Below are 23345 nucleotides of genomic sequence, written 5' to 3'. Positions count from 1 at the left end.
ATTATCATTATGAAATTCAAGACGATATTTATAGTCATTTTACTAGCTGGTCTCGGGGGAGCGGCTCTATCCGGATACCTTTCATGGTATAACTTATGGGGCCCGGGTTGCACCAACGCTTTTCTCAAGTGCGGTGGCCCAGAACCGATTCTTATCTTTGGACTGCCGACCTGTGTCTATGGATTTTTTATGTTTTCGCTTACCTCAATTCTTGCCGTCATTGGCATGATGAAATCAAACATGCGCGCGTACCTTAATGCGCTCTTGGTGGTTACTATTGTAGGCGTCCTTTTCTCAGGATTCTTAACGTACTACGAATTGTTCGTGCAAGACTACGAATTATCATCGCTGCCAGCGTGTGCCTATGGATTGATTTTATACGCGATTGCGCTTACCTTCACCATTATTGGTTTGAAGAAGCACGTTGAGCTCGTCCTAACTACCCATGAGTGATCTGCATTCACTATTTGAAATCGTCTTTGACTGGGCGACTGATCCGGAAGGGATGGGGTTGCCCATTGTCATTGGAGTGGGATTAGGCATGATTCTCTATTTTATGCATGCTACGGAAAAAGGCCAGCATGCCTCGGATACAAAAATTGAAGAGCATAAAGAGTACCAACGAAAGTATACGTTTCCCGATAAGCCATTTTGAAGCCATTGATTGAGAAAGGACCGGGGGAGAGCAAGTTTTTCGTGGCGTTTATTAAATTAGGTATTTAGGGTATACTAGGGTTATGAAGGTCAAAGACATCATGATAACGAAGGTCATTACGGTTCCGGAGCGGGCTACGCTCTTGGAAACTGCTAAGATCTTGAGCGAACACAATGTCTCAGGTGCTCCGATAACAAATGCACAGGGCATCTTGATTGGCATTATTTCAGAAAAGGATATATTTAAAGCGTTGTACCCCTCTCATGCTGAATTCTACGATAGCCCTGGGGTGTGGATTGATTTGGATCAGCTCGAAGAACGGACTGTCGAGGCGGCTGATAAGCCGATCGTAGACCTGATGACCCGCGAAGTGGTGACGGTGAATCCTGACGCATCCTTGATGCAGGTAGGTTCGATCATGCTGGTGCGGGGTATTCATCGCGTTGTAGTCGTTGGCCAGGATAACACCATCCTTGGCATTGTTACTCGTAAAGACATCTATCACAATATCCTGAAGAATCGGTTGAATATTTAGTCATGCCGGAGCTTCCCGAAGTAGAGACTATTCGTCGACAGCTTGAACATGAGTTGGTCGGTGTTTTGATTTCCCGGGTGACGGTTCGCCTGCCGAAGATTATTCGGGGGAGTGCGGTTCGGTTTGCTCGGCTGGTGCGAGGGAAACGCATCCTGTCCATCAAGCGCCGGGGAAAATATTTGTATTGGGTGCTGCAGGGAGGTCAATCGATCATGCTCCATCTGAAAATGACCGGCCAACTGATTTACCGGCGCGGGCGAACGATGCGGGTGGGCGGACATCCAATTCCCCGAGGCACTGATGGATTACCAAATCGCTATACCCATGTCGTATTTCAGTTTAGTAATGGCGGCACCGTTTATTTCAATGACTTGCGCCAGTTTGGATTTTTAGAATTACTACCCACGCCATCAATTGATCAATATTTCAAGAAAATCGCAATGGGACCCGAACCATTGTTGTCAGATTTTACGCTGGATTATTTTGACGGGCTTTTGAAACGCCGCCCCGGCACGACTATCAAGCAATTATTGCTAGATCAGACAGCCATTGCAGGTATTGGAAATATTTATGCAATTGAATCGCTCTTCCGTGCTCATATCAAGCCTATGCGCCGTGTCAAAACCATCACCCAGGCCGAAGCGACGGCATTGTATCAGTCAATCAAAGTTATTTTACGCCGGGCGGTGGCTGCCCAAGGCTCTTCAGCTGACCGGTACGTGGATGCCTATGGCGAACCGGGTAAATATTTTCCGCGGCTGCAGATGTACGGTCGAGCGGGACAGTCGTGTCATCGGTGCGGCACGATCATCCGCGGACTCAAAATCGGCGGTCGGGGGACCACCTATTGTCCACAGTGCCAGCGGTGATTAATTCCAGAGATGGAGCAGGTAGGCGATGATAAAGCCACAGAGGGCACCAACCGCTACCTGGGGGAACGTATGCTCGATTTTCGTTTCCAGCTTGGTGAAGCCGCTGCGCTGGTCAGCCGGAAGCGTCGCCACGATGTGATTGGCGGCTTTTGCCACCAGGTCAATGCGCCGCCGTAAATACATGGCATCCGTGATGACGAGGAGCGAAAATATGACTGCCACGGCAAAGACCGGGGTTTCTACCCCGTAATTAAAGCCCACTGAAGTGGTCAAAGCGGTGACATAGGCGGAATGGCCGGAAGGCATGCCTCCATATGTCGTCATGAAGCCTTTTATGGTAAAATTGCCTTTAATGCCGTCCGTAGCCAGTTTAATCGACTGGACGACGATCATCGTCAGGATGGGAGCACCAATTAATTCTATCCAGATAGCCATAGTATGATAGATTTCTTATATGCAATGCTCTTTGGAGCAATACAGGGGTTAACTGAGTTTTGGCCGATTTCCAGCTCGGGGCATTTGGTCATCGCCCACGATGTGCTGAAATTCGATTTTATTGATAGTTTAAGCTTTGACGTAGCACTCCACCTCGGAACGCTGGTAGCGCTTTTCATCTATTTCTGGAGCGACATTCGCCTGTACATTGTAGCATTTGCGCGCAGCCTTGCCAATTTTCAAGTAAAAACTGACGCTAATCAGCGATTGGCGTGGCTGCTGGTTCTGGGCACGATTCCTGCTGCGGCCGTTGGATTTTTCCTCGGGGACTGGATCGAGTCGTCGGTGCGGGCGGTCTGGGTGGTGGCGAGCATGCTGATTCTGGGCGGCATCCTGTTTATTCTCTTCGAGCGATATCTGAAGCCGACTAAGGATTTAGCTGCCTTGGGCTGGCGCGGAACGTTAGTGATCGGTATGGCACAGGCATTGGCGCTGGTGCCAGGCGTGTCTCGGTCTGGCGCGACGATATTAGCTGGCTTAGGCGCCGGTTTTTCTCGTTCCACGGCAGCTCGATTTTCTTTTTTGCTTTCAATCCCAATAGTCTTTGCCGCGGGCATTAATCAAATGCTGAAAGTTTTTTCTGAGGGCGTCAGTGGCAATGCTTGGCTGCTGATGGCAGCCGGATTCGTCGTTTCCGCAATCGTAGGCTACGGGGCAATTCGGTTTTTGCTGAAGTTTTTAGTGCAGCACCCCCTCAACGTGTTTGGTTATTATCGGATTGCATTTGGTTTGACGCTGGTTGTCTACGTATTATTGAAATAAAAAACCACCCCGGGCGCTTTCAGCCATGGGGCGGTTTTTTGAATTGATGGTTAGATCGGCAATTTGGTTTGCACATCTTCTCCCGCATCGCCACCGCGTTTGCCTTTGTAGTAGATGGTAGCAATCACGCCGATGCCGACGATGGCCCAGGGCCACCAGAGGTATTCGCCTGGGCAAATCTGTTGGTAGTAGATGATCAGTGCGATAATAGTAACGAGGAGAGGCAATATCCACCAGGCTGGTGTCGGCGCCGTTCGTTCGTACCGGTAGTAGAGGATGACGATCAGGCCGTAGGCGAGTAGAATCACGATGATGGCCCAATGCACCAGATTGACGCAGGGCTGTTTATCAGTGGTTGTCGCCGGAGTTTCGGAGGCTGGAGTTTCCGTATTGGTATTAGATGCAACTTCGTTGGCATTTTCGTTGGTGCTAGAATTCGTTGCACCAGCCGTATTCGTATTGGTTACTGTGGTATTGGTATTTGTTGGTGCGGCGGTATTCGTATTCGCATTGGTTGCCGGGCTGACTTGGTCATCGCGCGTATCCACAACGGTTAGCGACACTGATTGACTGACACCATCAAGCGTTGCGGTGATCATTCCGGTGCCGCCACGCTCAGCTTGGAACAATCCATCGGTTCCAATCGTGCCGATAGCTGAATCTGCACTCCAGACTACGCCAGCGGTGCTGGTAGCATTCCCCTCAGCGTCGATTGCTGAAACGGTAAACTGCTTGCTGAGGCCGAGAATAATCGGGGAGAGGTTAGCATTTGGCTCAATCGTTACCCGTGTAGTTACACCAGGTATGACGGAGATTTGCCAGACTTGTGTGTCATACCCATCCTTGCCATCAGTTACTTCAGCGACGACATTGTAGGTGCCGACAATGCTCGGATTCCAGCTGATAGTGTTTCCCGCCAGGGTCATACCGTTTGGTTTGACCGTTAGTTGCCAGGTGAGTGTATCACTATTTGTATCAGTGGCAGCCAGGGTATAGCCATAGGCTTCATCCGCCTGGATGGTTAGCGGCGGGGTAGAGGTGATCTCAGGTGCATTATTGCCGACTAATGCCTGTGTCGGGGTACTCGATAATCCAGCTATAATTAACGCCCCGAAAAGCGCAATCATAACCACCCTCCTCAGTGCGCGGTATGCCATAACATGTCTTCAATGAGTAATTAGATAATTACCTTATCTTATTAGATTTTTCAGTACCGGTCAAGCGCCAGGCGCAGCTAATATCTCAGAAAACAAAAACCCCGCCGAAAGCGGGGTTCTGATGCCTATGCAGGCAGTAGCAAGGTTTAAATAATTCTGATTTGGCCGGGAATTCCCTCCAGGAAATGAGTATTGAGCACGACTGCCGTCACCACGATAATAATAACGAGAATTGTTTGAACGATGACATGCGGGTGCTGCACTCGAATCTCAATGACGATATTGAGGAGTAAAGCGATGACGATAAAGGCAAGGAATATTTGGTACAGCCGGTGCGAGTATTGCAGTATATTCTGCATGATAGATGGGTTTTGCACTTCGACAGTTTGAGCTTTGACCACTGCGTCAGAATGCTGATCAGCCGCTAAGGGTTGTTCAGTGACGCCTGGGGTGGTGGGGGTTGGCTTGTCAGGCTCGGTTGTCGCCGGGGTGGTGGGGGTTGGCACAACTTCAACCTCGAGTTCAGTTGTTTTTTCCGGCGGCGCTACGACTACGATTGGCAGTTCGATTGATCCACCATCAATGAAGGTAACATTTTCCGCCACCAGACCAAAGTCCTCCTCGTAGGTACCGGCTTCTTCGGGTGCCTTCAGAGTGAATTCAAATCTTCCAACTTCGCCTGGATTTACTCGATCCTGTGAAAGGACGGCGGGTCGATATAACTCTTTCCATGATTCATCATAGAATTCGCTTTCTCGTCCAGCGGGATTTGTCACATTCAATGCGACGAAGTAATCGCCGGTGCGCACCCAGGCAGCGCTGCCGGTATTCTTAAATTCTACCCAGAACGTAATTTTTTCCAGCGGTTTGATGCCAAGCTCCTCGGCACTTTGGTCAGAGAGTTCAGCGCGGTACCAGTTAGGCTGCGGGGTTGTGATTTGGACTGGCTGGGGAGTAGGAGTCGGTGTTGGAGCTGGCTCTGGAGTAGGTGTTGGGGTTGGAGTAGGTGTCGGCGTTGGCTCTGGAGTAGGTGTCGGCGTTGGCTCTGGAGTAGGGGTTGGTGTTGGAGTGGCCACATATGGGTCGCCAAAGAAAACAACCAACAGTGTTGTTTGACTACCTTGCAGGGTGCCTTCCATCACCGCAATTCCCATCTCCGTGTATTTATCATTGAGAATATTTTTTCGGTGGCTGGCGCTATCCATAAATGCCTGGTGGACGGTTTCTGCTTCAGTGAAGTCCATGGCCAGGTTTTCACCAGCTGCAGTATAACTGTAGCCAGCCTGCTTAATGAAATACCAGGGCTTGGTGCCATCTGGAGCGGTATGGGCAAAATAATCATTCTCCATCATGTGCTGCGCTTTGAGCGAAGCGGCATAATTCAGTTTGTTGCTGATGACTAATGGTCCGACGCCAGCTTCGGCCCGCGACTGATTTGCTAAAGTAAGTAACTGAGATGAGGTAATCTCAGCAAAGTAGCCGGCAGAGGGGTTCGTCAAAAAGAGAAAACCGGTGACAAAGAGTTTTACCGCGATAACCGTAATAGCATACAGGCGCAATGCCGGTGGGCGCAGCGCGTGCGGCTTGTGGTCATTGCCATGGTGAGGAATCAAAAAATGCCGCGTGTGGTGAATCACGTGGTGGTGGAATTTCTTCTTTTGCGCGGTTGGTTGCGGCATTGCAATAAAAATTATAGCGTATTTAATGATGTTTTAACAGATGATAATAGCATGTCGCTTAGGGTTTGTCAAGCCTTATCTCCGTCATGGCGAGGAGCGGATCGACGTGACAATCTGGCGAAGCCATCCTGAACTCGTTTTCCCGGCCTCGCTCCGCGAAGTGGGGTGGGCAGGATCTCTTTACGATACTTTGTCACTTTTCTTGACGCCAAGAAAAGTGACAGAAAAGAAGCGCCGGGGGCTCCTATGCGCTCGCCATTTTGAATTGTTGTACTGGGTAGGAATGGCTTAGAGTCGCCCCCAGACCCCACATTCAAAAAATAAAGGGAAAATATATACCAAAAACCCCCACACCGTCCTACGGTGTGGGGGTTGAAGTTCTAGAGAAGCGAGATTACTTCCGTTTGCGCTTGGACAGGACGACCGCACCGAATCCAGCCAGGGCAGAGAAGGCGAGGGTTAAGAATCCAGCGCCAGTCACAGGCAGGTCTTCAGCTCCCAGTACCGCAGGTTTGCGGACTTCCAGGGTGGCTGTGTCGGTCACGTTGTTGACTCCTGCGGCCCAGGCCACGGCGGTATTGATGTAGTTGCCAGCAATGGCATTGGCATTAACCGTTACCTGATAGGTGATGGTTTTGCTCTCACCGTCGAGGATATCACCGAGGAACCAGGAGTGGTCCATGGCCATCGTGTCTGTGTAGTGCAGGCCATCCGGGAGCGTGTCGATCACGGTTACGCCTTCAGCTACGGCATCACCGGTGTTAGTCACGACAATGGTATAGGTCACAGTGTCGCCGGGATTGGCAAAGGCTTTATTGACTGTTTTTTCGATTGTCAGTGCGGGTAATGCCTCTTCGCCGAGCACAACCGGTACGTTCACTTCGACAGGAGAGTCGGCCTCGACGAAAGTCGGATCGGTATTAGATGCCGAGAGTCGAGCCACGTTGATGATGATATCGCCGTCTGAGGCAGGTACTTTCAGCGTTGCTTCATAAGTGACGAATCCACTGGCTCCAGGAGCCTGAGTACCAAAGTTCCAGGTGATCGTTCGGGTGGCTGCGTTCCACACGCCGCTATCCGAGATGGAAGCTACATTCAGATTCAGTTCCGCAGGAATTATGTCAGTCAGCACCACATCGGTTGCATTTGAATTGCCATCGACGTTCCAGTCAACGCGGTAGGTGATGGTCTCGGTGGTTTCCAGGAGACCATTGCCGCCCTGCGCTACTTCCTGGTCATTGATCTTGGCAATGCCGAGGACGACTACTTCAGGCGTATTGCCAAAATTGCAGAGAGCCTCTGAAACAATACTGTTTTCAACTGCCGTTATTCTAAGTTCTCGAGAGAAATTTAGTGAGCAGGTAGAGTTGTCAATTTGAGGAATTTGTTGCTCGTAGGTAATTTCTATTGGAACCGAAATCGTGTGACATCCGTTATTTGCCGTAGGGTATGTCTGAACCCAGCCAGCTTGGGGTGTTTCGCAGATTTCATAAGACCCGGCAGCTAAGTCGTTAAACCAATACCAGCCGTCCACATAATTGTGAGTTTGCGTCAGTATTGAGTCAATCAACTCATCATTTTGGTAGATGGAGATATTCCACCCGTTGAGCGCGGTTTCATCTTGATCCCAGATGCCATTTCCATTTGCGTCATTCCATTTCTGGCCATGAACAGCGTAGGTTTCATTTACAAATGTGCAGGTTGCTCCCTCGCTGGTTATTTCAAGGTAGATGTCACCGTCTTCATTACAGTCACCATAGGCGTAGAGGAATGAATACTGCGACGGACCGCTTTCAGAAACAGTGTAAAAGCCAGTGGGGATATTTATCGGGGTATTATGATTGATTCCGGTAATGTCATCTCCGCCTTGGGTTGGATGGAGCGTGAATGTCCAGTCTGAGGGAACAGCTGATCCATTTTGAGGGTTTCTGATTTCTTTGTTGATGGTAACCTCGCCTCGTTCCCTGGTGTTGACGAAGGTGTGAGTGTAGGTTTCGCCTGACGTAACAGTACCGAAATTATGGGTACCGTCGTCATAGAGTGGAATCCAGTTATCCGGCGTGGCTTCTGCGGCTTCGTAGCTTCCTGGCCCCATATCTGCCCAGGTGTAGCAGCCGTCTTGGCCAGTGACCTGTCCTTGATCTACAGCTTTACCGTCTTTAGCTAGATAGATTGACCATCCGTCTTTTAAGGTTTGATCATCAGTTGTCTGATCGTCACCATCAGCGTCGAGCGCTTTGCAGACCGTAATATTCACTTTTTTGAAATTGCCAAATTCTGCATATGCCTGTTCATCTTTTGTGACGTCTAGGTTGACACTTGTTTGAGTAGTGTTCATCCAACCAGTCGGGACAATTTCATCAACGTCATAGTTGCCGGTTGGCACATCATTGAATGAAAATTGGCCATTAGCATCTGTAGTCGTAGTCTGGCCGTCGCTTAGGTTGATTGTTACGCCCGGGACACCCGGCTCGCCAGCATCGAGTGAGCCGTTCCCGTTTAAGTCGTTGAATTTCAGCCCAGTGATTGTTCCGGTGTCGCGGGTATTGGTGAAGGTACAAGTGCCACCATTGGTATCAACGGTGAGTAATCCTTGACCTGGAGTCGACGGTGAGCAAACGCCGGAGACATCAGTATTTGTATAGCCATCGGGGCCTGATTCAAATACCGTATAGCTGCCAGTCGGTAAAGTGACTGAATCGCCACTCATCCAGCTGCCCAGAACACCATCAATCGTAAAAATCCACCTGCTTACGAGGGCATCGCCATTGACGATTTTTTCGAATGTGATGATACCAGTGTCTCGTGTGTTACAAAGGGTAATTTCCGTAGTGCTGTCTTTTGTTATATCAATGTTTGCGGGGAGCGTGGTGCTTTCTGGGTTTTCGCAAGAATAATCTGACCCATTGGTGTACCAGCCACTCAAGTGATAATTGGTAACACTGTTTTCATTAATGTCATAGTTCCCGGTGACTACTGTTTCAGAGCTGCCCATGGCGCGGGCAGGGGATTCGGCATCGATACCCCAGACAAAGCCAAGTGAGGCAGCTTCAGTATTGCCACCATCAAATGTTCCGTCGCCATTGGTGTCTACTTCCTTATTGACTTTGATTGTTCCGGTATCGCGCGTGTTGGTAAAGGTACAGGTCGTAGTTTGATCTTTCACGACTGTTGCTGTTGAGGGGTTTGCGTTGGTACAGTTGGTGCCCGATACTGAGGTAAGGGTGTAATTATTTGGTACAATTTCTTCCGCAGAATAGTCACCAGTTTCGAGGTCAGTAATTAAAATTTCTCCATTTGCATCGGTACTGTATGGCTCACCAGCAATAGTAAAATCAACACCGGCCATCGGCTGTTGGTTTTGATTCAGCTTGACCACTTTGAGGTCGCCGGTATCCCGAGTATTGGTAAAGGTACACTTCAGAGATTCGCCGGAGCTTACATTAATCGTGGCGGTACGAGTCCCAACGTTTTCCACGCTGTCAGTATCATCGCAGACCAAGCTGGTGAGGGACCAGTTTGTTTTTACACTTTCTGTTACTGAGTATGTTCCTGCCGGGAGGCTCGCGGTCAATTGCCCATTATCGGAAATGGTCCCCGCAATGTCTCCAGTAAATGCAAATTGTTCTGTGCTTCCATCTGGTAATGTTTGTTTCTCAATGATGATGTTCGCTGGGGGAGCAACTGCACCCGCAGAGAGTGAACGATCTTGGTTACCAAGATTACTCAGTGACCAGCCAATGAGACGCATGTGGTATGGAGAGCCGGAAATACCTCCCGCTGAAAGCGGAACATTTGATACATCATAACCCCAATCTAGTCTACTTCCGATGTGGCCGCCCCAGGAAAGCACGACTGTAGAATTGGTGGCGGTAAAAGTTATGGCTATTCGTGTTTCTGAGTTTGATGCAGTGAGGACACCCTCGGTTACATAGTTCATAGAAGAGATCGTTCCATTCCAGATTGACATCACGCGTTCAGCCGCAGGAAGATTATTGAAGCTATTTGTTGGTTGTCCTGCAACTGGTGACCCGACGGAGCTGGGAGCAGGAATTGCAAAAGTGTTTGGCAGGCCACTTGCTGCAGGAATGTCATTTATTGGGTTAACGCTCACGTCGGTTCTGTCGTACTGAGTTAGGTAGTCGATCGCATGTCTGTCAGAGTGTTTAATATCGTAGCCGAAGGTGATGGTAATTGGGGTTGCGGTTGGAAGACCTGTCAATACAGCACGATAAGGAATAGATTCCCCCTCGACGTAATGTGAATTTGCTTCACCCGCATTTCCGTTCACCCATGTAGAATCAATGCAATTCTGATGGGATGCCGCTGAACCGTTTCGGCATTGGTCAAGATTAGCTGCGGCTTGAGCAGCACGCGCCATCGGCGCATTAAAAAACAGGCCAAAACCTGCGGTGTAGGTGAGCATGGTCAGTAACACAAAAATGTGCAGACCGCGCTCTGCGTATCGTGATAATTTCTTTAACATATAGTCACTTAATTATTGGCTAAGGTTAGTTTATTTTTTTTAATCTATCTACCGGTACTGTGGGTTGTTATTAATGCCATGGGTCATTATACGCCGGAACTGGTATTTAAACCAATACAATCTTATCAGCAATCATTATTGGTAGTCTACTGTACCAATAATACCTTGTTTCGTCAAATATTTTATCACCTTTTTTGCCAGACACACCAGAAACGGATTCCTACTGATATGATGGAATCCGTTTCGTGGTTTGCCTATCAAATGGCGTTAGTTCTCATTTCGGTCAAAGGTCAGTCGCAGCACCCAGCCAGCAAAAGCCAGAAGGGAAAGCGCGACCAGTCCGTAGAGCCAGACCAGCATGCCGCCACCAGTGGTGGGGAGGGCTTCAGCGCCCAGTACTTGCGGTTTGCGCACTTCTACGACTGCAAAGTCTGAGATTTTGCCATGATTGTCTGCCCAAGCAATGGCGACGTTTTCGTAATCACCCGGAAGAACTGATTTACTGGAAACGGCGGTGTAGGTGATGGTCTTTGATTCGCCGTACATGATGTCGCCGAGCTGGAAGACTTTGGTGAGGCTGCCGTCCTCGAAGGTGAATCCGGATGGAAGAATATCCTGGATGCGGACATTGATAGCCACGGCTTCAGCCTGTGCATCACCGATGTTGGTGACTTTCACCGTGTAGATGACCTTGTCACCTGGATTGATAAATTCTTTATTGACTGATTTCTGGATAATCAAGACCGGGTCAGCCTCTTCAGCTAAGACAGTTGGCACGCGGACTTCGACGGTTGCCTTGTCAGAGATGCTGGGGTGGTTGGACGCCCAGGTAACTGCCAGATTGTCGTAGAAACCTTTTTCTACATCAGCACCAACTTTTACCTGGTAGGTAATCGTAATAGGTGCGTCTGCAGGTGCGAGATCACCGAGGCTCCAGGTCTTGGTGCCCAGGCCGGTGTCGACGAAGGTGAATCCAGCCGGTAGTGCGTCAGCCAGCATAGTGGCGATGGCTGTGTCAGTGCCGACGTTGTCGATTACTACGGTGTAGGTCACGACTGCTTTTGGATTGACGAAGGTAGTGACATTGACCGATTTATCAATGGTCAATTTCGGAGCAGAGGTGACGGTTACCGTCGCATCGTCTTCATCGAAGAGTGGGTCTGAATTATCTGCAGACAGTTTAGCCACGTTTACAATCGGAGTGCCATTGGCAATCGGGATGACGATATTTGCCGTATAGGTAACGAAGCCGGAGGCATTTGGCTGCTGATCGCCGAAGCTCCAGGTGATCGTGCGGGCAGTTGCGTCCCAGACACCACCATCGCTGATGCTCGCGAGATTGATATTGAGTTGGGTCGGAATGGTATCAACTAGCGTTACATTGGTGGCAATTGAATTGCCAGAAACTGACCAGTCGATGCGGTAATTCACGGTTTCGGTTGCCTCGACCACTGGTTTGTCAGTAGTCTTATTTACATGCAAGGTAATCTTTTCCGCATTACCGAAGAGGAAGTATTCTTCTTGATTGCCATTATCATATCCGGACGTCACGACAATTGGGCCATGGATGCCGGGCGCGACAGGATAGGTCTGTACCCAGCCGTCGGTCAGATTTTCTGAGAGGAAATAAGTGCCTGCTTCCAAGTCGGAGAATTCGTAGTAGCCATTTTCATCAGTAATGGTTGAGGCAATGATTTCATCGGGCTGACCGTCTGATTCATCCCAGAGATTGATGGTCCAACCGGCTAAGCCGCCTTCCTCGTTGTTCCAGGTGCCACTACGGTCAATGTCTTCGAATTTATATCCGGAGATTTTGCCGAGCTCAAAGTTGCCGAAGTCATAGCGAACATTCTGGCCTGAGACGGCGTCGAATTCATATTCATCGGGATCAACCGGATACGTTTGCATCCAGCCTTCATCTGACGCTTCGCTCAAGTCGTATGATCCAGGACCGAGATTGGCGTAGGTGTAGCAGCCTTTGTCATCAGTAGTGGCTTTTGCTTCATTCAAGTACATGTCCCATCCACCGGTGTAGAGTGAATCGCCCTCGAGATCGCCATCGCCATTCAGGTCCACATATTTGCAGACCGTGACGTCGATGTTTTCGAAGTTAATGAAGGTGACTGATTCCTCATCACCTGAGGTGATTTCTATCGTGTATTCGGTGTTGGTGAGTGCAGTGAATTCATTGGTATCAAATACTTCTTTGACCGTGTAGGTGCCGGGCATGAGGTTTTTCCAGGTGTACTGGCCATTCACGTCAGTGGTCTGATCATCGCCGAACTGAGCATCACCTTTCCAGAGCTGTACGGTCCAGCCTTCCTTGGCAGTTTGATCCTCGTCAGATTCGAGATCGCCATCAGCATCAATGAGTTTAGTGGCAGTGATGGTTGAGAGTTCGGTATTACCGAAATTGTTATCAGTTGAATTTGTTCCTGAGATAACCTTGATTTTTGATGGAGCAGCCATTTGTACCCAACCATCCTGGATTTCTTCTGAGAGACAATAGGTTCCCGCTTCAAGACCAGTGAATTCGTAGTAACCAGTTTGCCATTCACCGCTGCCGGTGATGACGCATTCTTCTTCCTCGTCAATGCAGATTTCCCAGCCATCGAGCGCTGGTTCGCCTTGGTCCCAAGTACCATTGCCATTCATGTCTTCAAATTTGTATCCAGCAATTTTACCGAGCTTGAAGTTGCCAAAGGTGTTACTGGTTAGGTTGGTACCGGAATTCAGGATTTGGAGACCGGCAATGCTGTCAGGGGTAGTGTTGGTCCAGCCGGACTGCATTTCTTCGCTGACGGTGTAGCTGCCAATCGCGAGATTGGTAAATTCGTAGTAACCGTTACCGTCTGTTTTTTGCGTGTCAGTTGCTGATCCAGACAGATTGATGGTCCAATCTGCAATAGCTGGTTCATCCTGATCCCAGTTACCATTGCCATTCACATCTTCGAATTTGTATCCGGAAATTGTTCCGAGCTGATAATTGAGGAAGTCAAACTGATGCGTGTAGCCAGGCACGACTGAGAAATCATAGCCCTGGTCTGAAACCGGTACCCAGCCGGTCAGCATGTTTTCCACGACTGAGTAGTTGCCGACCGATAAGTCGGTAAATTCGTAGTAGCCATTGCTATTGGTTTGGACAGTGCCAATGGTTTGGCCGGCCTGCTTCAGGAAGATGGTCCAGCCTTCGATAGCCTGGTCATCCTGGTCGTATTGGCCATTGCCATTGTTGTCGTCGTATTTGTATCCCCAGATTTTTCCGGCGATATCGTCATTAGTGATGGTGCAGGTGGCAGACTCACCAAGTGCGAGGGTAATCGTGTCTTCATCCTGAATGCCACCGCGGCAGATCCAGTCGCTGGCATCATAACCAGTCGGGCCCTGTTCAGACAGTGCGTAAGTTCCCGTATTCACATCACCGTCAGCCGTGCCGTAGTCGGAGAGGGAAGTCGGACCTGAAGAGCTCAAGAGCCAATCGCCGGCAGTGGATAAGCCGCCATCGTCGTTGGTTACATATTTGATGAGCGTCAGGTGAGCCGTTTGGTCATCATTGGTGATGGTGCACGATTTTTCGTCTCCCGGGAGCAGGGTCACATTACCCTGGGCGTCACAGTCACCCGAGATGGTGGCAGTATAGCCGGGCAGGCTTGTTTCAGAGACGATGTATGATTTCGCGTCAAAGCCGTTCTGTACGCCTGAGGTTACTTGTGTTTGGTCGACGTACAATGGGAAGTCAGACACGACAGCCGTGCCGCCATTGTCATTGGTGACAATTTTGGTGACGGTTAATTTTGGCTGAATGTCGTCGTTGGTGATGGTGCAGATTTTTTGGTCTCCTGGCTGAAGCGTGATGGTTCCATTGTCTGAGCAGTCACCACCCCAGATCGATGCCTGGTAGCCTTTGTCCGAGGTTTCTGTGGCGATGTATTCGACACCGGCAGTGAGCGTATTCCACTGACCGCTGGTGACGGAATTGCCATTTACGAAAAGCGGGAAGTCAGACACCTGTTTCGTACCGCCGTTGTTATTAATGACAGTCTTGACCAGCTTGAGTTTCGGAGCAATGTCATCGTTGGTGACCGTGCAATATTTTGTTTCACCGACGCTGATTGTGCCTGAGCAATCAGTGCCCAATGTTTTTGCATAGCCCGTAAAAGCATTTTCGTCGACGTTGTACGCACCAGCATTGAGCGCAACCTCAGTCCCTGCTTCATTGCCAGTAAATGACGATGGGGTGGCGCTGATGCCCGTCACATTCAGTGTGAAGTCAGCGGCAACTGCGGTACCTCCGTTATTATTGATGACGTGCTTGGTCACAATCAATTTCGGCTGAATGTCGTCGTTGGTGATGGTACAAACTTTTTCTTCGCCAGGCTGCAGCGTGATAGTGCCGTTTGCAGCACAATCAGTTCCCCAGACTGAAGCTTGGTAGCCAAACTGATTAGTCTCAGTTGCGGTGTATTTGACACCCGCAGTGAGCGTATTCCACTGACCGCTGGTGACGGAATTGCCATTCACGAAAAGCGGGAAGTCAGCTACTTGTAATGTTCCTCCGTTGTTATTAATGACGGTTTTCACTAGCTTCAGTTTTGGAGCAATGTCATCGTTGGTGACGGTGCAAACTTTGTCTTGGCCCAGTGCAATACTGCCCGAGCAATCGCCGCTCATGGTCATGGCATAGCCGGAGAGGATATCTTCAGAGACGGTGAATGTTCCTGGGACAACATTGAAGGTTTGTCCAGCTTCTGAACCGTTGAACGTGTAGTCACCTGCGGTGCCCGTGATATGCAGGGTGAAATTGCTGGCGGTTTTTGTGCCACCATTGTCATTGATGACGTGCTTGATAACTTTGATGGTTGTGGTGCAGGGCGCAGCAAAGTGCGTACTGACCTCATTTGACCAGATACCGTCAGGAATTTCATTCGAGTAAATTTTTCCTTTATTCAGAATATCTAGCTCTTCACATTCCTGGAGGGTGCGGACATTGACTTTGAATTTTACCCAACCAGTTTCCTGGGGGTTGAGCACGCGTGCATTCCAACTCAACAGTGATCCGTTATAGCCGGTTGTATTCGTTGTGCCAAATTTTGCGTACTCGTATCCAAATTTGACTTCATTAGTGTCGGCGGAATGTTCTGCATGCCAATTGGCGTATGACGTGTTTGTAGGAATAGCGTCGTCAATGCGGACACCGCCGCCGGTGCAGTCAGCCGTGCCGATGTTTTGGTAATCGAGTTTGTAAATGATTGAGTTGGTTTGAGTGTCGACTGAGTCAACCGATTTGGTAATGCGGAGGTCGCAAGCGTATGTCACTTGGATCTTCGCTTTTGAAGTCTGAGTGCCATTGAGGGTAACCGTGTTGATCGAAGAAGTCGTCCCGCTCGTTGCTGTCGTTGCGTCTACTTGTTTTTGGTAGGTAACAATTTTCCAATAGGCGCCATCTCCAGCTGCGGTCGTCACCGATGGCATAGCGGCTCCATTCTGATTGGGGATTGACACGCTTGAGAATAGAGTGCCGCCCGTATAGGTCGGATTGTATATGGTTGAATTGCTGGTTGCGTCAACGACCGTGGCAGTGCCAGGAGCGGTACCGCTATTCCAGGTAATCACTTTATATTCAACAGTTTCACCTGGCAGTACAGTCAAAATTTGTCCAGCAACATCCCAGTTGTACCAGTTGCTCGCGACATTCGCGTCGGCTGATACTTTGCGCACGTATTTCTTGATGTTCAAACTTGCAGAGCCGTTATTGGTGTAGGTACAGGTAACATTTTCACCTTCTTTAAGGCTAATAGATACCGACGGTTTATTAACCGTTTGGCTTCCGCCGTTTGGAGAGGTAACCACACAGGTGATACCAGCTAGTGTCCAGCCAGCCAGTGCCGACTCAGTCACGGTGTACGTCGTGAAATTTGTAATGCCAGTGTAGGCGCGGGTGTTTGCAGTGGTGCCGTCATCAACCAATGAGAAGTTTGCCGGTGAGAGGCCACCAGTGGTGGTGTAGTTAAAGCTTTGTGAACCATTTGGATTAGCGTCCTTTACCACGGTGATGGAAGCTGGATAAATAACCGCGTCTGCAGACAGTGAACGATCTTGATTACCGCCAGAACCGTCAAGATTAATCAATCGAGTATGATACGGCGATCCTGGAATTGCCACTGCGGAATTTTCAGTTCCCCAATCGCCGCGATGTGAGATGTGTCCACCCCAGGCGAGTACTGGGTTAGCTACCGATGCGGTGAAGGTCAGCGTGATGCTGGCTGATTTGTCGCCGGCAAATCCAGCGCCGTTAGAATAGGAATATGCGCTTGCAGCGGTGATCGTTCCACCGTATAAGGTAAAGTTTCCCGTAATGGGGGTGACACCAGCACCGGTGACCTGTGGGTCAGCGGGGATGGCGAACGTGGTAGGAGCGCCGAGACCAGCAATGCCGAGTGTCGGGTCAGCCGTTGTCACGGATCGGTTGTAGGTGGTGAGGTAGTCTATCGCATGCTTTCCGGATTTCGTGGTATCCCATTCAATGGTGACCGTATGTGAGCCAAGCGAAAGATCCCCAAATACCATGCGGTAGGGGATTGAATCACCTTCATAGTAAACAGATTTGCTTGCGCCGAGGTTACCATTGACCCATTCAGTGGCGCTGGTTGAGCAGCCATTTGTACTTGGTGAGGGAGCGGGATCGTTAGCGCATTGGTCTAAATTCGCCGAAGGACTTGCCGCGTTGGCCACCTGCGGATTCACGAGGAATCCGGCGGTCGTCACGTTGAGCACCATCACCAGGGCGGTGAAAAGGTGAAGGGCTTTTGAGGCTATCCGTCGGGCCTTAGGACTCATATAGGTATTCATAGGTTTTAGCTTATTTCTTGGAAAAGTTATTAAAATTATGGTTTGCGTTATCCCTCCGCATGGTTGGTCCAATGAGCAATTAAGCATCAAAAAAACCAACAGAAAGTTATAAAAAACTTGTTTTTTAATTCACATCAGCGCAATTACCAGAAACTCTGCAAAATTGAGATGTTTCGGCATTACTACCTTACTTGGTGCTGATTTTAGAATCTTATAACTTTTTGTTGGTCTTTTTACGCTCCTCCTACGGTTTAGCGTATTGTACAAGGTGCAAATTCTCCTGAAAATGAACGAATGTTTTGTTTTCCGTTACACTAGTTTTGGTTTTATCTGTCAAGATTTTTTCTTTTGATGTCCCACCATCTTAGTCTATTTGGGATTTTTGTCAACCCTAGTCAAAACACAATAAAAACAGCACGATTGCATCTGTGGATAAGTGCTATTAAGAATAGTTATTGATTTGAGTCTAAAGAGTGCACTGACCGCAGCTGAAGAAATTGGCTAATAACAATAGGCCAATTATCCCAATTAGCTTTTTTTTCAGCCCTTATTATTGATACTGGTTGATCTAGCGCAGCTGGATTTGTTGATTTGGGAACAACATCACTGAAAATCGTGGCAATAAGCATACCATCTGGCGTTTCGGTTGCGGCAAGGCCAAAACCTCGATAATTGCCATTCAGTAGGTTTTTTCTATGGTCCGGACTGTCCATCCAGGCAGAAACCAGGCTTATAGGATCTGAGTAGCCGAGCGCGAGATTTTCGCCAATGTATATGTATGGCAGCTCTATCTTTTCTGCAAATTCGACAACAGTACCCATCTGATCGTAATCATGGCCAAAATATACCTTGGAGACCATATCATTGACCCGAGCTAAGGCGATTTCATTCAACATATCATGTAAAACAAGCGAATTGAGTCCGGCGGCAGTCCGTTCTTCATTAATGGCATTCAGCGTACTATATATGAGTCGCGGTTGGACGGGCGTGTCAGTGGTGGCGGTAGCCAGGGTAGACACGCCAAATAGCATGACAACAATTATTGCCACGGTTAGAAATACCGATGTTTGATGGCTTATCATTTTGTTTAATTTTTGTTTTTATTTTGAATACATTTCGTATTATATCATTTTTTTAGAGAAAAATCAATAGGGGCGTCTAGCAGTATGGAGGATGCTCTTTTTTTGCTATACTGCATGAGTATCGAGATTGAGCGTACATTGTATGGAGGCATTGATCAGTGAATTGATCGAAGATGGACATCTAAAGACGAAACGGATCATAGACGCTTTTCGGAAGATTCATCGTGCGGGATTTATCCCCGAGGAATATCGGGATTATGCTACGGCAAATCATCCGGTGCCGATCGGGTATAATCAGACAATTTCTCAGCCGCTGACCGTTGCGATTATGCTCGAGCTGCTGCAGCCACTTCCGGGCCATCATATCTTGGATATCGGCGCAGGGTCAGGCTGGCAGACCGCGTTGCTTGCTGAAATCGTTGGACCCGAGGGACATGTTTTCGCCATTGAACGAATTCCCGCGCTGAAGCGCACCGCCGAAAAAAATATAGCTGCCTACAATTTTAAAAATGTGACGCTGCTCGTTGGCGATGGCACACGCGGGTATCGGCAGGGCGCGCCATATCAGGGGATCATCGTTGCCGCCGCTGCAGAAATTGGCATACCCGATATCTTGCTGGAGCAGTTAGCCGTCGGCGGTAAGCTGGTTATTCCGGTGGGTAAGCATGATCAAGACATGGTGCTTAAGAAAAAAATTAGTGAGCATGATTATACAGAGGAGCGCATTCCGGGATTTCAATTTGTACCTTTGGTTCCTCGGCAGTGGCATGAAGACAATTAATATATACGCATGAACATCGTCATATTGGCTGGAGGCGGCGGTACGCGACTGTGGCCCGTCTCACGCAAAAAAAATCCTAAACAAGCGCAGCCATTTATCGGAACTAAAACATTGCTGCAAGTCACCTACGCCCGGCAGCGGAAGGGTTTTCCGATAAAGGATATTTTTATTTCATCGAACGTTACTCAGTATCCACTGATAAAAAAACAGTTGCCGTCAGTACCGCGGCGGAACTATATATTAGAGACAGCCAAGCGTGATACCGCCCCGGCAATCGGCCTCGCGGCTGTGTCTATTCACAAGAGAAATCCACATGGCATCATGATGTCAGTGGGGTCTGATCACTTCATCAAAGATGAACGAGCGTATATCAGATTGGCAAAATTAGCAGAGCAGATTATTAAAAAGAATCCCGAGTATTCGCTCCTGATTGGAGTCAGGCCGACGTATCCTGAAATAGGCTATGGCTATGTGAAAATTAATAAGCTTTTTTCTCAGGTTGGACAGACGGAAATTTTTTATGGTGAGCGGTTTGTCGAGAAACCCGATCTGGTTACGGCTAAGAAGTATGCACACAGTTGGGATTATCTGTGGAATACCAATATGTTCTGCTGGCGGGTGGATACGCTGCTCGCGATGTACCAGCGGTATTTGCCTGAGCACTATCGTCGATTGATGATTATTCAGCGAGCGATTGGTACGTCGCGCGAGCAGGCCGTGATCAAGAAAGAATTTGCCCAGATGCGCGCCGTTTCCATTGATTATGCCATCATGGAGAAAACAAAAAAGATGCTGGTGCTCCCGGCGACGTTTGACTGGACTGATGTGGGGCATTGGCGGACAGTGCATGAAGTCCTGGCGCAGCATCCGCATGATAATATCATCCGTGGCCAACATATCGGCATTGATTCGAAATCAAATTTGATATTTAGCTATACTGGTCGTTTGATCGGTACGGCTGGGCTCGAACGCATGATCGTTATTGATATGGAGGATGCGCTCTTGATTTGCTCTCAGGATCGCGCGCACGACGTAAAGAAAATCGTGGCGGAAATTGAAAAGAAAAAATTAGATAAATACCTTTAATCATGATGAAGAAATTATTTATTATTGTAGTAGTTCTCATATTTGTCGGTGGCGCGCTGGGTACGCTGTATTATTGGAATCAAATTAGCTGGCCCGTATCGGATGATACCAGTACGAAATTATATGCCGTCCGAGAAGGTGAGGGGGTCAAAGAAATTGCCCAAGGGTTATTTGAGGCTGGATTGATCAAAAGTACCTTTTGGTTTGAAACCTACGTATTCTTTGACGGTTCCGAGTCGCAGTTTATTGCTGGGACGTATTCATTGTCCCCATCATTAAATTCGCGAGAAGTGGTTGATGTTCTTACCAGCGGTGAGACGACACCTGAGGCAAATATTACTATGATTGAAGGTTGGACGGCGGAGGATATGGGAGCGTATCTGGAAGAACGTGGAGTGGTGCGCAAGGATGAATTTTTGCAAGCAGCACTGGTGACTGATTCGCGTGATATTATTTCGGATGTCACGTATGGTTTTTTGGCAGATAAACCTGACAACCAGGGGCTCGAGGGGTTTTTGTTTCCTGACACGTATCGCATATACGACGGGGCAACTTCTGCTGACGTAATAAAAAAAATGTTAGATAATTTTGATGTAAAGCTTTCTGACGAATTGCGGAGCGCAGCTGCGGCGCGGGGGATGAGCATCTACGAGATCGTGACGCTTGCGTCAATTATTGAAAAGGAAGTACGGAGCGATGACGACCGGGCGATTGCTTCTGGAATTTTTTATGCGCGCCTGGAACAAGGTGTTGCTCTTCAATCGGACGCTACGGTCAATTATGTGACGGGCAAGCAAGCCCTTCAGCCGACGCTTGAGGATTTAGAAACTGATAACCCATACAATACCTATAAGCATCAGGGGTTGCCGCCTGGACCTATTTGTAATCCTTCATTGTCGGCGCTGCGCGCGGCAGTGTATCCAGCCGAAACTGAATATTTTTATTTTTTGACGAAACCAGATGGCTCAACTGTGTTCAGTGTTACGTATGATGAGCATTTAGAGAATAAAGCTAAGTATCTTCAATGAAACGACGCGCCACAATCGTCCTTTCCCTGGGTGGTTCATTGATCGTTCCCGATGCCATCGCCGTATCCTTCCTTAAACGATTTCGTAGGTTGATTCTGGCTCAGGCGGCGCGTGGTTTTCGTTTTATCATTGTCTGCGGCGGCGGAAATACCGCACGTCGGTATCAAACGGGTGCTCATGCCGTCACCCCGATGTCACCCCGTCAGCTCGACTGGGTTGGGATTGCGGCCACGAAGATAAACGCGGAATTAGTCCGGGTGATTTTTGGTTCTTCTGCATATCCCGTGGTCGTGGATGACCCGACCGTACGGATTCGCTCACGGCAGCCCATTATTATTGGTTCAGGCTGGAAACCAGGCTGTTCATCGGATAAGGATGCGGTGCTGCTGGCACGGACCTATGGTGCAGCGCTCGTCATTAATATGAGTAATATTCCCTATGTCTACACGGCTGACCCCCACCGAGTCCCTTCAGCAAAACCGATTCGCCAAATGACGTGGCGGGCTTTGCTTGGTATTACTGGTCGTCGCTGGCATCCCGGTGCTCATGTGCCGTTTGACCCGCAAGCGGCGCTTTTAGCTCAGCGGGAAAAAATGCGTGTGATTGTGTGCGAGGGCAGGAATTTGGCTAATCTTAAAAATATTTTACTAGGAAAGCGATATCAGGGAACCACCATTTCCTAGCCTTTTTACCCTGTTTACAGCTGAAAGGGTTGACGCTTTTGTACCGTCTGCTATACTGCTACCACAAATTACGAATGCCATAGACCGTGGGTTGTCCGAAGCGACAATGGATATAAATCCCACCGAGGCGAAATGATCCCGACAGCACTCCGGCTGGCGGTGAATCGCTCAAACGGTCTGTGGTTTCCACAGATTTTTTATTAATTCTCCTATATGCCAAAATCTCGCGCCCAAAAGAAAGAAACAATCGAATCGTTACAGAAAAAATTTACCGAGGCTAAAGCGGTTGTGTTTACTAATTTTGATGGACTGAGCGTAAAAAATGCCGATGCATTACGAGCGGCATTGCGTTCCGCCAGCATTGATTATACGGTGGCAAAGCGGAAGCTGGTTTCCATCGCTTTAACCCAGGCTGACCTCAAGGATGTACCGCTCAGCGACATGAAAGGCGGCATTGGCGTAGCATTTGGTTATGAGGATGAGGTCGCCCCGGCAAAAACGTTAGCTACCTTTGCGAAAAAGGCAGAGGCTCTGAAGTTAGTTGGCGGTATCGTCAATGGCGCTTATTTGGATGCGTCAGCCATCAAACAATTAGCCACGTTGCCATCGAAGGAGGAACTCTTGGTCAAATTGCTCTGGCTTATTCAATATCCGACCACTGGTTTTGTCAATGTACTGGCTGGCTCATTGCGCAAATTTTTGTACGCGCTGACAGCCATTAAAGATTCAAAAGTTTAATATAATAAATCATTAATAAGGATTACGACTATGACCGACGAAACACAAAAGGGAACTGTCGAAGTTCCAGAGAAATTCAAAAACCTCGTCGCTGAGGTTGAGAAAATGTCCGTAATGGACTTAGCCGAATTGGTTAAAGTTCTTGAGGATAAATTTGGCGTATCGGCCCAGGCTCCGGTAGCAGTGGCTGCCGCAGGTGGTGCAGCCGCCGGTGGCGACGCCGCAGCTGAGGAAAAGACCAGCTTCACTGTTGAATTGACTGAGGCTGGCGGCAATAAGATTTCCGTCATTAAAGCCGTGCGTGAAGTTACTGAAATGGGTTTGAAAGATGCCAAGGACCTCGTGGATGCCGCTCCGAAAGTTATCAAGGAAGGCGTAGACAAAGAGACTGCCGAGACTATGAAGAAGAAACTCGAAGAAGCTGGCGCCAAGGTTACACTGAAATAGTTGCCAATGT

Annotated in this window: 17 protein-coding genes; 11 read left to right on the top strand and 6 right to left on the bottom strand. The window is 48.7% G+C overall.

What is annotated here, in order from left to right:
* Window positions 1-9 precede the first annotated feature (9 nt).
* From HZC01_00385 to mutM, 4 genes are all read left to right on the top strand, one after another.
* A complete protein-coding gene (locus HZC01_00385; GenBank protein ID MBI5037156.1) occupies window positions 10-453 on the top strand; it encodes a hypothetical protein in 444 nt (147 codons plus the stop codon).
* Window positions 446-655, top strand: a complete 210-nt coding sequence (locus tag HZC01_00380; protein ID MBI5037155.1) for a hypothetical protein — start codon at window positions 446-448, stop codon at window positions 653-655. Before HZC01_00385 ends, HZC01_00380 begins: the two co-directional genes overlap by 8 nt.
* Window positions 656-737: 82 nt before the next feature.
* Window positions 738-1190, top strand: a complete 453-nt coding sequence (locus HZC01_00375; GenBank protein MBI5037154.1) for a CBS domain-containing protein — start codon at window positions 738-740, stop codon at window positions 1188-1190.
* Between the two features lie 2 nt (window positions 1191-1192).
* Window positions 1193-2059 (top strand): bifunctional DNA-formamidopyrimidine glycosylase/DNA-(apurinic or apyrimidinic site) lyase, encoded by an 867-nt coding sequence (mutM, locus tag HZC01_00370; GenBank protein ID MBI5037153.1) that lies wholly within the window; start codon window positions 1193-1195, stop codon window positions 2057-2059.
* On the opposite strand, the gene HZC01_00365 is transcribed toward mutM, so the two are convergent.
* A complete protein-coding gene (locus HZC01_00365; protein MBI5037152.1) occupies window positions 2060-2497 on the bottom strand; it encodes a divergent PAP2 family protein in 438 nt (145 codons plus the stop codon).
* Window positions 2498-2500: 3 nt separating this feature from the next.
* Here HZC01_00365 and uppP point away from each other — a divergent pair, with 3 nt between their 5' ends.
* Complete coding sequence (gene uppP / locus HZC01_00360; protein MBI5037151.1) at window positions 2501-3319, top strand: undecaprenyl-diphosphatase UppP; 819 nt, start codon at window positions 2501-2503, stop codon at window positions 3317-3319.
* A 50-nt stretch (window positions 3320-3369) separates the two neighbouring features.
* Here the strand turns inward: uppP and HZC01_00355 are convergent, their stop codons facing one another.
* The 5 genes from HZC01_00355 to HZC01_00335 all read right to left on the bottom strand — a co-directional run bounded on the left by HZC01_00355 (window position 3370) and on the right by HZC01_00335 (window position 18572).
* A complete protein-coding gene (locus HZC01_00355; GenBank protein ID MBI5037150.1) occupies window positions 3370-4446 on the bottom strand; it encodes a hypothetical protein in 1077 nt (358 codons plus the stop codon).
* Window positions 4447-4622: 176 nt separating this feature from the next.
* A complete protein-coding gene (locus HZC01_00350) occupies window positions 4623-6155 on the bottom strand; it encodes a hypothetical protein (protein ID MBI5037149.1) in 1533 nt (510 codons plus the stop codon).
* Between the two features lie 394 nt (window positions 6156-6549).
* Window positions 6550-10641: a DUF11 domain-containing protein gene (locus tag HZC01_00345; protein MBI5037148.1), complete on the bottom strand. Its 4092-nt coding sequence runs from the start codon at window positions 10639-10641 to the stop codon at window positions 6550-6552.
* Between the two features lie 267 nt (window positions 10642-10908).
* Window positions 10909-17478 carry a DUF11 domain-containing protein gene (locus HZC01_00340; GenBank protein ID MBI5037147.1) on the bottom strand — a complete coding sequence of 2190 codons (6570 nt, stop codon included), beginning with the start codon at window positions 17476-17478 and terminating at the stop codon, window positions 10909-10911.
* A 464-nt stretch (window positions 17479-17942) separates the two neighbouring features.
* Window positions 17943-18572, bottom strand: a complete 630-nt coding sequence (locus HZC01_00335; GenBank protein ID MBI5037146.1) for a CAP domain-containing protein — start codon at window positions 18570-18572, stop codon at window positions 17943-17945.
* Window positions 18573-18714: 142 nt separating this feature from the next.
* Here HZC01_00335 and HZC01_00330 point away from each other — a divergent pair, with 142 nt between their 5' ends.
* The 6 genes from HZC01_00330 (at window position 18715) to rplL (ending at window position 23335) form a co-directional block, all read left to right on the top strand.
* Window positions 18715-19353, top strand: coding sequence for a protein-L-isoaspartate(D-aspartate) O-methyltransferase (locus HZC01_00330; GenBank protein MBI5037145.1), 639 nt, complete (start codon window positions 18715-18717; stop codon window positions 19351-19353).
* 9 nt (window positions 19354-19362) lie between these two features.
* Entirely contained in the window at window positions 19363-20439 is a 1077-nt protein-coding gene (locus HZC01_00325; protein ID MBI5037144.1) for a mannose-1-phosphate guanylyltransferase, read from the top strand.
* A gap of 2 nt (window positions 20440-20441) precedes the next feature.
* Window positions 20442-21467 (top strand): endolytic transglycosylase MltG, encoded by a 1026-nt coding sequence (mltG, locus tag HZC01_00320; GenBank protein ID MBI5037143.1) that lies wholly within the window; start codon window positions 20442-20444, stop codon window positions 21465-21467.
* Window positions 21464-22150 carry a UMP kinase gene (locus tag HZC01_00315; GenBank protein MBI5037142.1) on the top strand — a complete coding sequence of 229 codons (687 nt, stop codon included), beginning with the start codon at window positions 21464-21466 and terminating at the stop codon, window positions 22148-22150. The genes mltG and HZC01_00315 overlap by 4 nt, the downstream gene beginning before the upstream one ends.
* A gap of 213 nt (window positions 22151-22363) precedes the next feature.
* Window positions 22364-22888 carry a 50S ribosomal protein L10 gene (locus HZC01_00310; protein MBI5037141.1) on the top strand — a complete coding sequence of 175 codons (525 nt, stop codon included), beginning with the start codon at window positions 22364-22366 and terminating at the stop codon, window positions 22886-22888.
* Between the two features lie 30 nt (window positions 22889-22918).
* Window positions 22919-23335: a 50S ribosomal protein L7/L12 gene (gene rplL / locus HZC01_00305; protein ID MBI5037140.1), complete on the top strand. Its 417-nt coding sequence runs from the start codon at window positions 22919-22921 to the stop codon at window positions 23333-23335.
* The last annotated feature ends 10 nt before the right edge of the window (window positions 23336-23345 follow it).

This window comes from Candidatus Kerfeldbacteria bacterium, from assembly GCA_016214565.1.
In the GTDB taxonomy this organism is placed as follows: Bacteria; Patescibacteriota; Patescibacteriia; order UBA10025; family JAHIVO01; genus JAXDBW01.
Note: the sequence above shows the minus strand (reverse complement) of the source record. Positions and strands in the feature narration are given on the sequence as shown.

Excerpts from the sequence above, each read along its gene's own strand:
- uppP (MBI5037151.1), top strand. The coding sequence starts at position 2,501 with ATGATAGATTTCTTATATGCAATGCTCTTTGGAGCAATACAGGGGTTA.
- HZC01_00355 (MBI5037150.1), bottom strand. The coding sequence starts at position 4,446 with ATGATTGCGCTTTTCGGGGCGTTAATTATAGCTGGATTATCGAGTACC.
- mltG (MBI5037143.1), top strand. The coding sequence starts at position 20,442 with ATGATGAAGAAATTATTTATTATTGTAGTAGTTCTCATATTTGTCGGT.
- HZC01_00375 (MBI5037154.1), top strand. The coding sequence starts at position 738 with ATGAAGGTCAAAGACATCATGATAACGAAGGTCATTACGGTTCCGGAG.
- HZC01_00325 (MBI5037144.1), top strand. The coding sequence starts at position 19,363 with ATGAACATCGTCATATTGGCTGGAGGCGGCGGTACGCGACTGTGGCCC.
- rplL (MBI5037140.1), top strand. The coding sequence starts at position 22,919 with ATGACCGACGAAACACAAAAGGGAACTGTCGAAGTTCCAGAGAAATTC.
- HZC01_00365 (MBI5037152.1), bottom strand. The coding sequence starts at position 2,497 with ATGGCTATCTGGATAGAATTAATTGGTGCTCCCATCCTGACGATGATC.
- HZC01_00315 (MBI5037142.1), top strand. The coding sequence starts at position 21,464 with ATGAAACGACGCGCCACAATCGTCCTTTCCCTGGGTGGTTCATTGATC.
- HZC01_00330 (MBI5037145.1), top strand. The coding sequence starts at position 18,715 with ATGGAGGCATTGATCAGTGAATTGATCGAAGATGGACATCTAAAGACG.
- HZC01_00350 (MBI5037149.1), bottom strand. The coding sequence starts at position 6,155 with ATGCCGCAACCAACCGCGCAAAAGAAGAAATTCCACCACCACGTGATT.
- HZC01_00385 (MBI5037156.1), top strand. The coding sequence starts at position 10 with ATGAAATTCAAGACGATATTTATAGTCATTTTACTAGCTGGTCTCGGG.
- HZC01_00340 (MBI5037147.1), bottom strand. The coding sequence starts at position 17,478 with ATGAGTCCTAAGGCCCGACGGATAGCCTCAAAAGCCCTTCACCTTTTC.
- HZC01_00310 (MBI5037141.1), top strand. The coding sequence starts at position 22,364 with ATGCCAAAATCTCGCGCCCAAAAGAAAGAAACAATCGAATCGTTACAG.
- HZC01_00335 (MBI5037146.1), bottom strand. The coding sequence starts at position 18,572 with ATGATAAGCCATCAAACATCGGTATTTCTAACCGTGGCAATAATTGTT.
- mutM (MBI5037153.1), top strand. The coding sequence starts at position 1,193 with ATGCCGGAGCTTCCCGAAGTAGAGACTATTCGTCGACAGCTTGAACAT.
- HZC01_00380 (MBI5037155.1), top strand. The coding sequence starts at position 446 with ATGAGTGATCTGCATTCACTATTTGAAATCGTCTTTGACTGGGCGACT.
- HZC01_00345 (MBI5037148.1), bottom strand. The coding sequence starts at position 10,641 with ATGTTAAAGAAATTATCACGATACGCAGAGCGCGGTCTGCACATTTTT.